The sequence below is a fragment of the Streptomyces achromogenes genome (assembly GCF_030816715.1).
GTDB lineage: Bacteria > Actinomycetota > Actinomycetes > Streptomycetales > Streptomycetaceae > Streptomyces > Streptomyces achromogenes_A.
Genome location: NZ_JAUSYH010000001.1, coordinates 6,408,414 through 6,423,239 on the forward strand (window position 1 = coordinate 6,408,414; position 14,826 = coordinate 6,423,239).

Sequence of the window (14,826 nt, forward strand, 5' to 3'; positions counted from 1 at the left end):
TCTTCGGATGCTCATGGATCCCCTATGCTTGGGGCTGCTTCGAGGGGCCCGTGAGGCCTGGCGAGGCCATGGAGTCTGCTGTGAGGAGGGTTGGAGTACATGCACTGCCCCTTCTGCAGGCACCCCGACAGCCGTGTGGTCGACAGTCGGACCACGGACGACGGCACGTCGATCCGTCGGCGCCGCCAGTGCCCTGACTGCTCCCGTCGGTTCACGACCGTGGAGACGTGCTCGCTGATGGTGGTGAAGCGGTCCGGAGTCACCGAACCGTTCAGCCGTGCGAAGGTCATCAACGGCGTGCGCAAGGCATGCCAGGGGCGGCCGGTCACCGAGGATGCTCTCGCTCAGCTCGGCCAGCGGGTCGAGGAAGCGGTGCGGGCCACCGGAAGCGCCGAGTTGACCACCCATGACGTGGGGCTGGCCATACTCGGTCCGCTGCAGGAACTCGATCTCGTCGCCTATCTGCGCTTCGCCTCCGTCTACCGGGCGTTCGACTCGCTCGAGGACTTCGAGGCCGCCGTCGCGGAACTCAGGCGCGGGCCGGGAGGGTTCGACGCGGACGACGACGACCGCGCGGACGACGCCCGGGCCGAGGACGACACAGGAGCCGTCGCGGGGAGCCAGGAAGACGGCGGCGGGCCGGGAGGGACCGTGCAGGTCCCCGAGCCCGCACACGCCACCGACTGACCGACGGGCCGGAACCGGACTCACGAGTCCGGGCGGCCGGTGCGGCGGCGGACGAAGACCTGCTGTGGGCGGTGGCGCGTGGACGCCCGCAGCACCAGACAGAACAACGTGCCACGGGAACAACGTGGCATTTCAGGGCGTTTTCGCCCGCAGAGGGAGGCGGCATGACAGAGACGGCGAGCGGTCCGGCACGAGGTTCCCGCGCCAAGGGCGCCAAGACCACCAAGGGCCTGCGTATCGAGCGCATCCACACCACCCCCGGCGTGCACCCGTACGACGAGGTGGTCTGGGAACGCCGTGACGTCGTCATGACCAACTGGCGCGACGGCTCGGTCAACTTCGAGCAGCGTGGCGTCGAGTTCCCCGACTTCTGGTCGGTGAACGCGGTCAACATCGTCACCAGCAAGTACTTCCGGGGCGCCGTCGGCACCCCGCAGCGCGAGACCGGCCTCAGGCAGCTGATCGACCGCATCGTGAAGACGTACCGGAAGGCCGGTGAGGACCACAGGTACTTCGCCTCGCCCGCCGACGCCGAGATCTTCGAGCACGAGCTGGCGTACGCCCTCCTGCACCAGATCTTCAGCTTCAACAGCCCCGTCTGGTTCAACGTGGGCACCCCGCAGCCCCAGCAGGTCTCCGCCTGCTTCATCCTGGCCGTCGACGACTCCATGGAGTCGATCCTCGACTGGTACAAGGAAGAGGGCATGATCTTCAAGGGCGGCTCCGGCGCCGGCCTGAACCTCTCCCGCATCCGCTCCTCCAAGGAGCTCCTCTCCTCGGGCGGCAACGCCTCCGGCCCGGTCTCCTTCATGCGCGGCGCCGACGCCTCGGCCGGCACCATCAAGTCCGGCGGCGCCACCCGTCGTGCGGCCAAGATGGTCGTCCTCGACGTGGACCACCCGGACGTCGAGGACTTCATCGCCACCAAGGTGAAGGAGGAGGAGAAGATCCGCGCCCTGCGTGACGCGGGCTTCGACATGGACCTGGGCGGCGACGACATCACGTCCGTCCAGTACCAGAACGCCAACAACAGCGTCCGCGTGAACGACGAGTTCATGACGGCCGTCGAGAACGGCACCGAGTTCGGCCTGCGCGCCCGGATGACCGGCGAGATCATCGAGAAGGTCGACGCCAAGGCGCTGTTCCGCAAGCTCGCCGAGGCCGCGTGGGCCTGTGCCGACCCGGGCATCCAGTACGACGGCGTGATCAACAACTGGCACACCTGCCCCGAGTCGGGCCGGATCACCGCGTCGAACCCGTGCAGCGAGTACATGCACCTGGACAACACGTCCTGCAACCTCGCCTCGCTGAACCTGATGAAGTTCCTCAAGGACGACAGCAAGGGCCACCAGTCCTTCGACGCCGACCGCTTCCAGAAGGTCGTCGAGCTCGTCATCACCGCGATGGACATCTCCATCTGCTTCGCGGACTTCCCGACCCAGAAGATCGGCGAGAACACGCGCGCGTTCCGCCAGCTCGGCATCGGCTACGCCAACCTCGGCGCCCTGCTGATGGCGACCGGCCACGCGTACGACTCCGACGGCGGCCGCTCCCTGGCCGGCGCCATCACGTCCCTGATGACCGGCACGGCCTACCGCCGCTCCTCCGAACTGGCCGCGGTCGTCGGCCCGTACGACGGCTACGCCCGCAACGCCGACGCCCACAACCGCGTCATGAAGCAGCACTCCGACGCCAACGCCACGGCCGTCCGCATGGACGACCTGGACACCCCGGTGTGGGCCGCCGCCACGGAGGCCTGGCAGGACGTGCTGCGCCTCGGCGAGAAGAACGGTTTCCGTAACTCCCAGGCGTCCGTGCTCGCCCCGACCGGCACCATCGGTCTGGCGATGTCCTGCGACACCACCGGCGTCGAGCCCGACCTCGCCCTGGTCAAGTTCAAGAAGCTGGTCGGCGGCGGCTCGATGCAGATCGTCAACGGCACCGTCCCGCAGGCCCTGCGCCGCCTGGGCTACCAGGAGGAGCAGATCGAGGCGATCGTCGCCCACATCGCCGAGAACGGCAACGTGATCGACGCCCCCGGTCTCGCGCACGAGCACTACGAGGTGTTCGACTGCGCCATGGGCGAGCGCGCCATCTCGCCGATGGGCCACGTCCGCATGATGGCCGCGATCCAGCCGTGGATCTCCGGCGCCATCTCCAAGACGGTCAACATGCCGGAGACGGCGACCGTCGAGGAGGTCGAGGAGATCTACTTCGAGGCCTGGAAGCTCGGCGTCAAGGCCCTCGCGATCTACCGTGACAACTGCAAGGTCGGCCAGCCCCTCTCCGCGAAGACCAAGGAGAAGGAGAAGACCGAGGTCACGGAGAAGGCCGAGGAGACGATCCGCGCCGCGGTCGAGAAGGTCATCGAGTACCGCCCGGTCCGCAAGCGGCTGCCCAAGGGACGTCCCGGCATCACGACCTCGTTCACGGTCGGCGGCGCCGAGGGCTACATGACCGCCAACTCCTACCCGGACGACGGTCTCGGCGAGGTCTTCCTGAAGATGTCCAAGCAGGGTTCGACCCTCGCCGGCATGATGGACGCGTTCTCCATCGCGGTCTCGGTCGGCCTCCAGTACGGCGTGCCGCTGGAGACCTACGTCTCGAAGTTCACCAACATGCGCTTCGAGCCGGCCGGCATGACCGACGACCCGGACGTGCGGATGGCGCAGTCGATCGTCGACTACATCTTCCGGCGCCTGGCGCTCGACTTCCTGCCGTTCGAGACGCGTTCAGCACTCGGCATCCACTCCGCCGAGGAGCGCCAGCGCCACCTGGAGACCGGTTCGTACGAGCCGACCTTCGAGGAGGAGAACGTGGACGTCGAGGGTCTGGCCCAGTCGGCCCCGCGTCAGACGGACCTCAAGGCCGTCGCCACGCCGAAGGCCGAGGTCGAGGCCGTCGAGCCGGCCCCGAAGCAGGTCCACACCAGCGCCGAACTGGTGGAGATGCAGCTGGGCATCCAGGCGGACGCTCCGCTCTGCTTCTCCTGCGGCACGAAGATGCAGCGCGCCGGTTCGTGCTACATCTGCGAGGGCTGCGGGTCGACGAGCGGCTGCAGCTGACGTCGGACGTCCGCTGGAACTGATCCAGCGCGTCAGGGCGGTGGAGTCGATGTCCGGCTCCACCGCCTTCGGCGTTCCCGAAGCCAGGGCCTTCCCGAGCCCGGTCAGGAGCGGCGCATCCGGCCCATGATCCGGGTGAACGTCGACGGGTCGTCCTCGAAGCCCTGGACGCCGGAGTGGAACGACCATCTGTCGGACGACTCCCGGACGAACTCCGCGACCGTCGCCGCCGTCGCGCCGAGGACGTCGCCGAAGTCGTTCTCGTCCAGGACGGTGTAGCCCTCCCTTATCCGGAAGGCCGGGTTCAGCACGCTGACGAACGTCCGGTGCTCCTGGATCTGCTGGATGACGACGCCGATGACCACGCGCGCGTACCGCGCGTCCAGACGGTCGAGTTCCAGCGTCATGACCTCGTCCCAGCCGAAGCCCTTGCCGTCCTTGCTGTCCCGGTTGAGATAGATCGTGCCGTCGGGGGAGCGGCTGTCGAAGTGCACCACGTAGGCCGGCTCGCCCTGTGGGTCGCTCGTCAGATATGTCGCGGCCACGATGTCCAGGTCGGTGGCCGGCCTGCCTGCCGGGCTCGGGTCCCACTTGAGCGACATCTCGATCTTGCGGATGCCTTTGTTGAGTCCGCTCACCGGACTTCCCCTCCCGATTCCCCGTCTGGCTGCCGTCACCCCGAACTGCTAGACCGTCAGGGCCGGTTGTCCATCCTGCCATGCGACGTGCGCCGTCGCAGGTCCGCTCTCTCTCCGAGCGTGACCAACGCCACGCCCTCTGGCCTTACCATGGCGCGGTGCTGGTCAAGTGGATTCGCTGCACCGTGGTGGACCGCCGCGGTTTCGAACGGGGACAGCGAAAGTGGGCGGGGCTTCTGGGGGAGCCGGGATTCCGGGGACAGGGCGGGGGCTGGAGCAGGGCACGGCCCTCCGTCGCGCATGTCTTCGCCTTCTGGGAGAGCCGCGCCTTCTACGACTCCTTCATGGCCCGCTCCCACGACCGGCTGGCGACCGCCCAGGCGGGCACGTTCAAGGACGCCCAGGCACGGCTGTTCGACCACCGCTTCGACGTGAAGACCGGCTTCGAGCCCCGCTTCACCGACTCCGACGTGGTGCGGGTGGCCCTGTGCCGGGTCCACGAGGAACGCGCCGAGCACTTCACCCTGATGCAGGAGAAGGTCTGGAACCCGGCCATGGCCGGCTCGCCCGGCATGATCCGGGGCATGTTCGCCGAGGCGCCCGGCCACGAGTTCCTGGTGCTGTCGATGTGGCGCTCGCAGGCCGAGCACGGCAAGTACCGCACCGAACGGGTGGAGCGGCTCGCCCTGCGCGCTCAGACGGAGGCGGACGTCGCCTCCCTCACCGGCGACATCGTCGAACTCGAGCCGGCCTGGACGGTCTGACCGCGCAGCCGGGGGAGGGGAACGTGGGCCGTCAGGCGTTCTTCCGGTGCGGGAAGGTGTGACCTACGCCGTATGGAGGCCGCCCGAGTGCTCGATCGGGCGTCGGTCGATCTAGGGTCTTGGCATGGCACGACCACGGCGCATCGTCCTTGTCCGGCACGGCGAGTCGACGGGCAATGTTGATGACACCGTCTACGAGCGAGAACCCGATCATGCCCTGGGCCTTACGGACCGGGGCCGTCGGCAGGCGGAGGAGACGGGAAAGCACCTGCGGGAGGTGTTCGGCCGCGAGCGGGTCAGCGTGTACGTCTCCCCCTACCGGCGTACGCACGAGACTCTCCGGGCCTTCCGCCTCGACCCCGAGCTCATACGCGTACGGGAGGAGCCCCGGCTGCGCGAGCAGGACTGGGGGAACTGGCAGGACCGCGACGACGTCCAGCTGCAGAAGACCTACCGGGACGCCTACGGACACTTCTTCTACCGGTTCGCGCAGGGGGAGAGCGGAGCCGACGTGTACGACCGGGTGGGCGGCTTCCTGGAGAGCCTGTTCCGCAGCTTCGAGGCCCCCGACCACCCGCCGAACGTGCTCCTCGTGACCCATGGGCTGGCGATGCGGCTGTTCTGCATGCGCTGGTTCCACTGGACGGTCGCCGACTTCGAGTCGCTCGCCAATCCCGGGAACGCCGAGATGCGGATGCTCGTTCTCGGCGATGACGGCAAATACACCCTCGACCGGCCGTTCAACCGCTGGCGGGAGCCGGAGCCGTACGGAATCACCGGAGATAGAGTGGCAGAGAGATGACAGCCGATTCCTCACCCGCAGTCCGCCTCGACCGGGCCCTCGCCAGTCTGCGCGGTCTCGCCGTGGGCGACGCGCTGGGCTCGCAGTTCTTCGTTCCGGTGAATTTCCCTCTGCTCCAGCGCCGTGAGCCGCCGCCCGGACCGTGGCAGTGGACGGACGACACCGAGATGGCGTGCTCCGTCGTCGCCGTCCTCGCGGCCCACCACCGCATCGACCAGGACGCCCTGGCCCGCTCCTTCGCGGAGCACCACGACTTCGACCGCGGGTACGGCCCCGCCGTCAACCGCCTGCTGCGGCTCGTCAGGGAAGGCGCGGACTGGCGTGAGCTGTCGGCCGCCCTGTTCAACGGACAGGGTTCCTGGGGCAACGGCGCCGCGATGCGCGTCGCCCCTCTCGGCGCCTGGTACGCGGACGACCCGGAGCAGGCGACCCACCAGGCCGAGATCTCCGCCTATCCCACGCACCAGCACCGGGAAGCCGTGGTCGGGGCCATGGCCGTCGCCGCGGCCGCCGCGCTGGCCGCCGCCCCCGGAGGCCCGCCCAGCGCCGAGGCGCTGCTGGACGGCGTCGTCGCCCTGGTGCCGAAGAGCGCCGTCGGCGCCGGGCTGCGTCGCGCCCGGGACATGCTCGACTACGCCGACGCGGCCACCGTCGCGGCCGTCCTCGGCTGCGGGCGGCGTACGTCGGCCCATGACACCGTCCCGTTCGCGGTCTGGTCGGCCGCCCGCGCCCTCGGCGACTATGAGGCGGCGTTCTGGACGACGGCGCAGGTCGGCGGGGACGTGGACACGACCTGCGCCATCGTGGGCGGCATCCTGGCCGGTGGAAAGGCGGGAACGCCGCCGGCCGCCTGGACGCGGCAGGTCGAGGAACTCCCGGAGTGGCTGCCCGCCTCTGCCTGACGCGGCGGGCGCTTGCCGGCCGGGAGTCGTCCGGTGCCTCTCCCCGTGCGAAATCGGATGCCCGTCGCCGCGAGACGGCCGGTGAGCCCCGGCAGCGTGTGACGCCCGCCCAAGGCGTCTTCGCTCGGCGGCGGGGTGAACCTCCGACCCCGATGGAGACTCTCCGTGGTCGACGGGAACTCTGTGTGATCGGCCTGCGTTGTCCGAATACCGCTGCGCGGCATGTGCGAAGTCCACGGCGGGACGTATGCGGGCCGGTGCCGGGTCTCGGTGCCTGTGCCGGGATCAGGGGCGGGAGAGTTATTCAGGGGGTGGGGATGAGGTTCGTGCTGGTGATGCTGTTCGTGATCATGTCGACGCCCCGGGGGCGCCGACGGGGCCGCCTTCGGGACGACCGCCGCCGCGCCGCGGCAGGCGGTGGCGCTCCCGGGGCGGCCCGTGCGGCCGTACGGTCACCCCACCGCGGGGCCCGCCGTACCGGACAGCGCTTCCAGGTCGCTCCTGCGGACCCGGATCACGAACCAGGCCGTCATCAGAGCGAGCACGGCCATGGCGGCGGCGGGTATGAACGCCGTCGAGATGCCGTGGGCGAGCACGTCGTGTCCCCAGGGGGCGGGCAGCTGGTGCGTCTTGGCGAACTGCGCCTTCTGCTCCGCGGTGCCGTCGGCGAGGAACCGGGGCAGCTGCTTCTCCGCCTCGTCCTTGCTCGCGGACCCGAAGACGGTCGTCAGGATGGACAACCCCAGCGAGCCGCCCACCTGTTGCGTGGCGTTGAGCAGCCCGGAGGCCGCGCCCGCCTCGTGCGGGGCGACGCCGGAGACCGCCGTGACGGTGACCGTCACGAAGTTGAGCCCCATGCCGAAGGCGAAGACCAGGATGGGTCCGAGTATCCCTCCGGCGTAGGAGCTGTCCGGCGTGATGAACGCCTGCCACGTGAGTCCGATCGCCACCAGCGCGGAACCGGCGAGCATGAACGGCTTGGGGCCGAGCACCGGCAGGAAGCGCTGCGACAGGCCCGCGCCCGTCGCGATGGCGACCGTGACGGGCAGGAAGGCGAGACCGGCCTTGATCGGGCTGTACCCCAATATGTTCTGCACGAAGAGCACGATGTAGAAGAACATGCCGAACATGGCGGCCGCGAGGCTCAGCATGATCACGTAGGTGCCGGAGCGGTTGCGGTCGGCGAACATCTTCAGCGGGGTGATCGGCTCCTTGGCGCGCCTCTCGGTGAACACGAAGCCGAGCAGCAGGATCGCCGCCGCCGCGAACGCGCCGAGGGTCAGGCGGTCCCGCCAGCCTTCCTCGGCCGCGCGGATGAAGGCGTAGACCAGGGAGGCCATGCCCGCCGTCGACGTCAGCGCGCCCGCGATGTCGAAGCGACCGGGATGCCGCTCGGACTCGTTGATGTACAGCGGTGCGACGACGGCGATGAGCACCCCGATGGGCACGTTCACGAACAGTACCCAGCGCCAGTCGAGCCACTCGGTGAGCATGCCGCCCGCGAGCAGCCCGATGGCGCCGCCGCCCGCGGAGACCGCCGCGAAGACGCCGAAGGCCCGGTTGCGCTCGGGGCCCTCGGGGAACGTCGTGGTGATGAGCGCGAGCGAGGTGGGCGACGCGATGGCGCCGCCGACGCCCTGCAGGGCCCGTGCGGCCAGCAACTGCCAGGGCTCCTGGGCCAGTCCGCCCAGGAGCGAGGCGAAGGTGAAGATCAGGATGCCGGCCATGAAGGCCCGGCGTCGGCCGAGGATGTCGCCCGCTCGGGCGCCGAGCAGCAGCAGCCCGCCGAAGGTGAGCGTGTAGGCGCTGACCACCCAGGTGAGGTCGGTGGTGCTGAACTTGAGCGCGTCTTGAATGTGCGGGAGTGCGATGTTCACAATCGTCGCGTCGAGGACCACCATGAGCTGGCAGGCCGCGATGACGGTGAGCGCGATGCCGGGGTGTCCCGCCCGGCGGGCCGCACCTGGTTTCTGCTTCTGGATCAACTGAGAGGTCGTCATGATGGGTCCCCCACAAGAGCGTTAGTGAACGCTTGCGTTCACTGGCGCGTCAACGGTAGTGAGTCCTCAGTAGTGAACGCAAGCGTTCACTCGCGGCGTCGCCCCAGGGCGTGTCCCCCGCCGCGCTCTCACCCGGAGCCCCGCCGGCCCGACCTCGCCTCACCCCGTTCCCCGCTTCACCTGCGATCCCCGCTGCACCCGCACCCCACGCTGCACCCGCACCCCCGCTCCTACTGCTCGCTGGAGACAGTCAGATGGTTACTTCGCGCTGGACGGCCGCCCCCGCTCAGGCGGCCTCCCCCCGCCGGCGCGGCGCCGTGCTCGAACGTGCGATTCTCGATGCCGCACTGGATCAGTTGGGCACGGTCGGCTGGAACGGCCTCACGATGGAGGGCGTCGCGGCCGGCGCCCAGACCGGCAAAGCGGCCGTCTACCGCCGCTGGCCGTCCAAGGAGGACCTCGTCGCCGACGCCCTGCGCGCCGGACTGCCCACATTCGACGATGCTCCGGATCTGGGCAGTGTGCGGGCGGACCTGGTGGCGTTGTGTCGCACCGCGCGGGACGCGATGTACTCCCGCCCGGGTTTCGCCTTGCGCTCGGTCATTCACGAATGCGATCCGTCCCAGGCGGGACGCTTCCAGGCCCTGATCCTCGAGGGCGTGGTGCAGCCCACCGTAGGACTCCTGCACGAGGTGATCAGTCGGGGAATCGAGAGGGGGGAGGTACGGGCCGATGCGGCGAACAGTTATGTCTTCGACGTCATCCCCGCCATCATGATGTACCGCTCCAAGATGTGCGCATGCGAATGGAGCGACCGGGATCTCGACGAGATGATCGACCGGCTCATGCTGCCACTGCTGCGGCCGGACGCGCCCTGAACGGCGGTCCGGCGACGCCGGAATCGGGCGGTGCCGCGGCCCGGCGACGGCCGCGGCGGACCGGGGTGTCGCTCCGGGATCCGGTCGGCGTAACCTAAGGACGCCATGCCGTACGAACCACCTACCCACACCGTCGAGCGCTCCCTTCGCGCCACGACCGGAGCGAAGATCATTGCCGGTGTCGACGAGGTGGGCCGCGGTGCGTGGGCCGGACCCGTCACCGTGTGCGCGGCGGTCACCGGTCTACGTCGACCGCCCGCAGGCCTCACCGACTCCAAACTGCTCACCCTCAGGCGACGTACCGCGCTCTCCGCGGTGCTGCTCGACTGGGTGACGTCGTACGCCCTCGGGCACGCCTCCCCCGAGGAGATCGACGACCTCGGGATGACCGCCGCGCTGCGGCTCGCCGCCGTGCGCGCGCTGGACGCTCTCCCGGTCCGGCCGGACGCGGTGATCCTCGACGGGAAGCACGACTACCTCGGCGCTCCGTGGCAGGTCCGCACGGTGATCAAGGGCGACCAGTCGTGTGTGGCGGTTGCGGCGGCCTCGGTGATCGCCAAGGTCCAGCGCGACAAAATGATGGCCGAACTGGGCATCGACCATGCAGACTTCGGCTTTGCGGACAACGCCGGCTATCCGTCGCCCGTGCACAAGGCCGCACTGGAGGAGCGGGGCCCCACCCCGTACCACCGGTTGTCGTGGGCGTATCTTGATGCGCTGCCCCAGTGGCGGCACCTCAAGAAGGCCCGCAGCTGGGCGAACGGAAGCGCTCCGGAGATCGAAGGCCAGCTCGGCTTCGACTTCTGACGACTCCGGCCGCACTGATGTGCCACCCGCTGGCGCGTGTCGTGCCAACGTTTGATAAACAACAGCTCATGCCTCTCATTCCCGAGGAGCCTCAGATTCACGAGAGTGCCCAGGGTCCCCGCGCGACTCCGGCCAGCGGCCGCACCGCGTCGACCCCTCGACCTGTACCCGGACCCCGTCCCGCGGCTCCGTCGCGTCCCGGTCGTCCCGGACCCCTCCGGCCCACGCCGCCGGCGCAGCGCGCGCCGCGTGACGGGGCAGTCAAGCCCGGGCCGTCGGTCCCGGCTTCCCCGGCCGCCGCGCCCCCTTCGGCGGCCCCGCAGGTCCAGTTGATCCCGGCCTCGGCCGAGGGCGCGCTGGACGCCGCCGAGGAGGCCGTGGACCTCCTCCTGGACTCGGGCCGCGCCCCGGGGGACGTGCTGGTGATCACCACCGGCGAGCAGCACCCCTGGGCGGCCCACGAGCTCTCCTTCGGTGAAGCCCCCTACTGGGCGCAGCACGACGCGGGCGACGACGTCTTCTACGCGGACGCCGCCGTGGCGGGCCGTGCGGGCGTGCGCCCGGTGGTCGTGGTCGCGGTCAACGGCGGCGCCGACACGGTGGCCGCTGCTCTGCCGCTGGCCCGTGCCCGGGCCGGCGCCCTGCTGATCTGCTGCGGCGACCCCCAGCAGATCAACGCGGTGCTGGGCGCGGGCGTCTGATCCGCTCCGGCGGACCCAGGGCATCCCGGGTGTGCGCCACGTGCACAGCCGGGCGCGCCGGGTACACAGAGGCGTCGTGCTGCGACGCCTCTGTGGCGTGCCCCGAGCGCCGGCGTCCGGCCTGCAGCGTGTGAGCTTCGCCGGACGGCCGGCGAAGCCGATGCGGGCGACCCGGCGGTCCCGGCGCGGGTGACCGGTGATCCCGATGGGTGCGGCCCGCGGCTCGCGGCCCCGCACGGAACGATCCGGTGATCCTGCGCCGAGCGAGCGATCGTCCGGCTGCTGCGGGCGACAGCCGGGCGCGCCTCCACGGGTACGCACCACGACTGCCCGGCGAACGGTCGCCCTCAGAGGGCGGCCGTTCGTGCGTCAGCGGGCGGCAGCGCGGCGCAGTACCTCCGAGGCGGCGCCGCCGGTCCGGGGCAGTGGGGGCGGGGCCTCGGACAGCGCGAACGGCTCGGGGGCCGACTCCGCGTTGGGGCGACGGCCGCCACGGCCCTCGCCGAGGACCTGCCAGCCGTCCCGGGTCAGCGTGATGTACGCGCCGCAGCGCAGCCCGTGCAGCGTGCAGGCGTCCCGCAGGCCCCACATCCACGCGCCGTCCTCCTCCGTCCAGCGCGCGTCGCCGTCACGGCAGTAGAGCAGCACGGCGGTGCGCACCGGGGTGCGGCGCCGCAGGTCGTGCGGGATGACCCGGCGCAGCTGGGCGAGCAGGGCGTTGCGGTACATCCAGCCGTCGGTCGACGCCTGGCGCCGGGTGAACGAGGCGCTCGCCCGTACCCTCTCGTCCGGGTCGAGCACGGCCACGATCGCGGTGGCCGGCCCTGGCCGGTGCCGGGAGTGCAGCCCGCTGACGACCTCCCGCGGACTGCGCAGCAGCGGGATGCCGGCCGAAGCCCATTCGGCAGGCTCGAGCAAACGGTTGGCGGAAGTGGCGGACGTGTTCGTCGACAACGATGCCGCCGAGGACGGAGCGAATCCGAAGGTCACGATCCTCCCTTCGGCTACGGCCCACACTGCGGGCGGGGCGGATGAGGGGGAGCGCACGCCGCAGCAGAGCCCTAGCGGACTACGGGCGAGCCGTGCGGGGAGCGGACCTCAATTCTTCCTGCCGAACTTGGATGCGGCAACGAGCAATTGGGACTGCCGACCGTTATATGGCGGCGAGTGACTTATATCCCTACCCGTGGATTCACGGCAGGACGCCTGAACCCACCGTTCCAGTCCGGCTCGCGGGCCCCGTCGGACCCATCGCGAGACCGTCGTCACGCTGCGTGAAGTGGCTGATTGTCAGTGCCATCGGGTTGCATGGAGACATGGACGATCTGGAGCTGCGCACCGAAGCCGACGCCATCCTCGCCGAGCTCGTCGGCGCCCCCGGGGGCGCGGCACGGTTGCGGGAGGACCAGTGGCAGGCGGTGGCGGCCCTGGTGCGGGAGCGGCGGCGGGCCCTGGTGGTGCAGCGCACCGGATGGGGCAAGTCGGCGGTGTACTTCGTCGCCACCGCCCTGCTGCGCCGGCGCGGCTCGGGTCCGACGGTGATCGTCTCGCCGCTGCTGGCGCTGATGCGCAATCAGGTGGAGGCGGCGGCGCGCGCCGGGATCCGGGCGCGCACCATCAACTCGGCCAACCCGGAGGAGTGGGACACCGTCTATGACGAGGTCGAGCGCGGCGCGACCGACGTCCTCCTGGTCAGCCCCGAACGCCTCAACTCCGTCGACTTCCGCGACCAGGTGCTGCCCAAGCTCGCGTCGACGACCGGTCTCCTGGTGGTCGACGAGGCGCACTGCATCTCCGACTGGGGACATGACTTCCGGCCCGACTACCGCCGGTTGCGGGCCATGCTCGCCGAACTGGCTCCCGGCGTCCCGGTGCTGGCCACCACCGCGACCGCCAACGCCCGGGTGACGGCCGATGTGGCGGAGCAGTTGGGCACCGGCGGCGGCGAGGCCCTGGTGCTCCGCGGTCCGCTGGACCGGGAGAGCCTGCGGCTGGGCGTGGTCCGGTTGCCGGACGCGGCACACCGCCTGGCCTGGCTCGCCGAGCACCTGGACGAGCTGCCGGGCTCCGGGATCGTCTACGCCCTCACCGTCGCCGCGGCCGAGGAGGCCACCGCCTTCCTGCGGCAGCGCGGCTTCGAGGTCGCGTCCTACACGGGCCGTACGGAGAACGCCGACCGGCTGCAGGCCGAGGCCGATCTGCAGGAGAACCGGGTCAAGGCGCTGGTGGCGACGTCCGCGCTGGGCATGGGATTCGACAAGCCCGACCTGGGCTTCGTGATCCATCTGGGGTCGCCGTCCTCGCCGATCGCCTACTACCAGCAGGTGGGGCGTGCGGGCCGCGGCGTGGCCCATGCCGACGTGCTGCTGTTGCCGGGCAAGGAGGACGAGGCGATCTGGCGCTACTTCGCCGACACGGCGTTCCCGCCCGAGCCGCAGGTCAGGCAGACCCTCGCGGCTCTCGCCGAGGCCGGACGGCCGCTGTCCGTGCCGGCTCTGGAGACGGCGGTGGATCTCCGGCGCAGCCGACTGGAGACCATGCTGAAGGTGCTCGACGTCGACGGCGCCGTCAAGCGGGTCAAGGGCGGCTGGACGTCCACGGGCGCCGCATGGGTGTACGACGCCGAGCGCTATGCGTGGGTGGCACGGCAGCGGGCCGCGGAGCAGCAGGCCATGCGCGACTACGTGAGCACGTCGGGGTGCCGGATGGAGTTCCTGCGCCGGCAGCTGGACGACGAGGGAGCGAAGCCCTGCGGTCGTTGCGACAACTGCGCGGGCCCCTGGGCCGACCCGACGGTCTCCCCGGAGACGCTGACCGGCGCGACGAGGGAGCTGGACCGCCCGGGAGTGGAGGTCGAGCCTCGCCGGATGTGGCCGACGGGGCTGCCCGCGCTGGGCGTCGAGCTGAAGGGCCGTATCCCCGCCAAGGAGCAGTGCGGCGCCGGACGGGCTCTGGGACGCCTCTCGGACATCGGCTGGGGCAACCGGCTGCGTCCGCTGCTGGCAGAGAACGCCCCTGACCAGCCGGTCCCGGACGACGTTCTGAAGGCGGCGGTGGCGGTGCTCGCCGACTGGGCGCGCTCTGCCGAGGGCTGGGCCACGAACGGCCCGGACGCCTCCGCCCGGCCGGTGGGGGTCGTCGCCGTGCCGTCCCTGTCCCGCCCCCGGCTGGTCGGCTCCCTCGCCGAGGGCATCGCCACCGTCGGCCGGCTGCCTTTCCTCGGCGCGCTGACCTACACGGGCCCGGGCGGTGCGCACGCGGCGCGGCGCAGCAACTCCGCGCAGCGGGTCCGGGCGTTGGCGGGCGCGTTCGCCGTCTCCGAGGAGCTGTCCGAGGCCCTGGCGGCATCTGCGGGACCCGTTCTGCTCGTGGACGACTTCACCGACTCCGGCTGGACCCTCGCGGTCGCGGCGCGGCTGCTGCGCCGGGCGGGCGGGGGCGAAGTGCTCCCGCTGGTGCTCGCCACGGCCGGCTGAGCGTTCCCGGCCCCGCGCCTGCAAGAAGCTCCGACCCTCCTTTCAGGGAGGCCCGTTTGCCCGTCAGGCGGAATGTCGAGTGAACGTTGCCTGGTGCATGGGCACG

12 protein-coding genes are annotated in these 14,826 nt (G+C 70.7%); 9 read left to right on the top strand and 3 right to left on the bottom strand.

The genetic code is table 11. From position 1 onward, the window contains the following. Nucleotides 1–99 precede the first annotated feature (99 nt). The gene (nrdR, locus tag QF032_RS28780) at nucleotides 100–687 is read left to right on the top strand and encodes a transcriptional regulator NrdR (protein WP_307046461.1); all 588 of its coding nucleotides are present in this window, start codon (nucleotides 100–102) and stop codon (nucleotides 685–687) included. A 164-nt stretch (nucleotides 688–851) separates the two neighbouring features. Beyond that, nucleotides 852–3,752: a vitamin B12-dependent ribonucleotide reductase gene (locus QF032_RS28785; RefSeq protein ID WP_307046462.1), complete on the top strand. Its 2,901-nt coding sequence runs from the start codon at nucleotides 852–854 to the stop codon at nucleotides 3,750–3,752. A 104-nt stretch (nucleotides 3,753–3,856) separates the two neighbouring features. Here the strand turns inward: QF032_RS28785 and QF032_RS28790 are convergent, their stop codons facing one another. Beyond that, on the bottom strand, nucleotides 3,857–4,390 hold the full coding sequence (locus QF032_RS28790; protein ID WP_306948934.1) for a TerD family protein: 534 nt from the start codon (nucleotides 4,388–4,390) through the stop codon (nucleotides 3,857–3,859). Nucleotides 4,391–4,548: 158 nt separating this feature from the next. Between QF032_RS28790 and QF032_RS28795 the strand changes: the two genes are divergently transcribed. The 3 genes from QF032_RS28795 to QF032_RS28805 all read left to right on the top strand — a co-directional run bounded on the left by QF032_RS28795 (nucleotide 4,549) and on the right by QF032_RS28805 (nucleotide 6,858). Then, entirely contained in the window at nucleotides 4,549–5,154 is a 606-nt protein-coding gene (locus tag QF032_RS28795) for a YdbC family protein (RefSeq protein WP_307046463.1), read from the top strand. A 124-nt stretch (nucleotides 5,155–5,278) separates the two neighbouring features. Beyond that, nucleotides 5,279–5,956, top strand: coding sequence for a histidine phosphatase family protein (locus QF032_RS28800; RefSeq protein ID WP_307046464.1), 678 nt, complete (start codon nucleotides 5,279–5,281; stop codon nucleotides 5,954–5,956). Beyond that, the gene (locus QF032_RS28805; protein WP_306948931.1) at nucleotides 5,953–6,858 is read left to right on the top strand and encodes an ADP-ribosylglycohydrolase family protein; all 906 of its coding nucleotides are present in this window, start codon (nucleotides 5,953–5,955) and stop codon (nucleotides 6,856–6,858) included. Before QF032_RS28800 ends, QF032_RS28805 begins: the two co-directional genes overlap by 4 nt. A gap of 452 nt (nucleotides 6,859–7,310) precedes the next feature. Here the strand turns inward: QF032_RS28805 and QF032_RS28810 are convergent, their stop codons facing one another. Beyond that, on the bottom strand, nucleotides 7,311–8,858 hold the full coding sequence (locus QF032_RS28810) for an MFS transporter (protein WP_307058026.1): 1,548 nt from the start codon (nucleotides 8,856–8,858) through the stop codon (nucleotides 7,311–7,313). 254 nt (nucleotides 8,859–9,112) lie between these two features. Between QF032_RS28810 and QF032_RS28815 the strand changes: the two genes are divergently transcribed. The 3 genes from QF032_RS28815 to QF032_RS28825 all read left to right on the top strand — a co-directional run bounded on the left by QF032_RS28815 (nucleotide 9,113) and on the right by QF032_RS28825 (nucleotide 11,244). After that, on the top strand, nucleotides 9,113–9,736 hold the full coding sequence (locus QF032_RS28815; protein WP_307046469.1) for a TetR/AcrR family transcriptional regulator: 624 nt from the start codon (nucleotides 9,113–9,115) through the stop codon (nucleotides 9,734–9,736). 105 nt (nucleotides 9,737–9,841) lie between these two features. After that, nucleotides 9,842–10,543 (top strand): ribonuclease HII, encoded by a 702-nt coding sequence (locus QF032_RS28820; protein WP_306948928.1) that lies wholly within the window; start codon nucleotides 9,842–9,844, stop codon nucleotides 10,541–10,543. 68 nt (nucleotides 10,544–10,611) lie between these two features. Then, nucleotides 10,612–11,244, top strand: coding sequence for a hypothetical protein (locus QF032_RS28825; protein WP_307046473.1), 633 nt, complete (start codon nucleotides 10,612–10,614; stop codon nucleotides 11,242–11,244). Between the two features lie 369 nt (nucleotides 11,245–11,613). Here QF032_RS28825 and QF032_RS28830 read toward each other — a convergent pair whose 3' ends face one another. Then, nucleotides 11,614–12,234: a hypothetical protein gene (locus tag QF032_RS28830; RefSeq protein WP_306948926.1), complete on the bottom strand. Its 621-nt coding sequence runs from the start codon at nucleotides 12,232–12,234 to the stop codon at nucleotides 11,614–11,616. Between the two features lie 326 nt (nucleotides 12,235–12,560). On the opposite strand from QF032_RS28830, the gene QF032_RS28835 reads away from it, so the two are divergent. Further along, nucleotides 12,561–14,720: a RecQ family ATP-dependent DNA helicase gene (locus QF032_RS28835; protein WP_307058028.1), complete on the top strand. Its 2,160-nt coding sequence runs from the start codon at nucleotides 12,561–12,563 to the stop codon at nucleotides 14,718–14,720. Nucleotides 14,721–14,826: the final 106 nt, after the last annotated feature.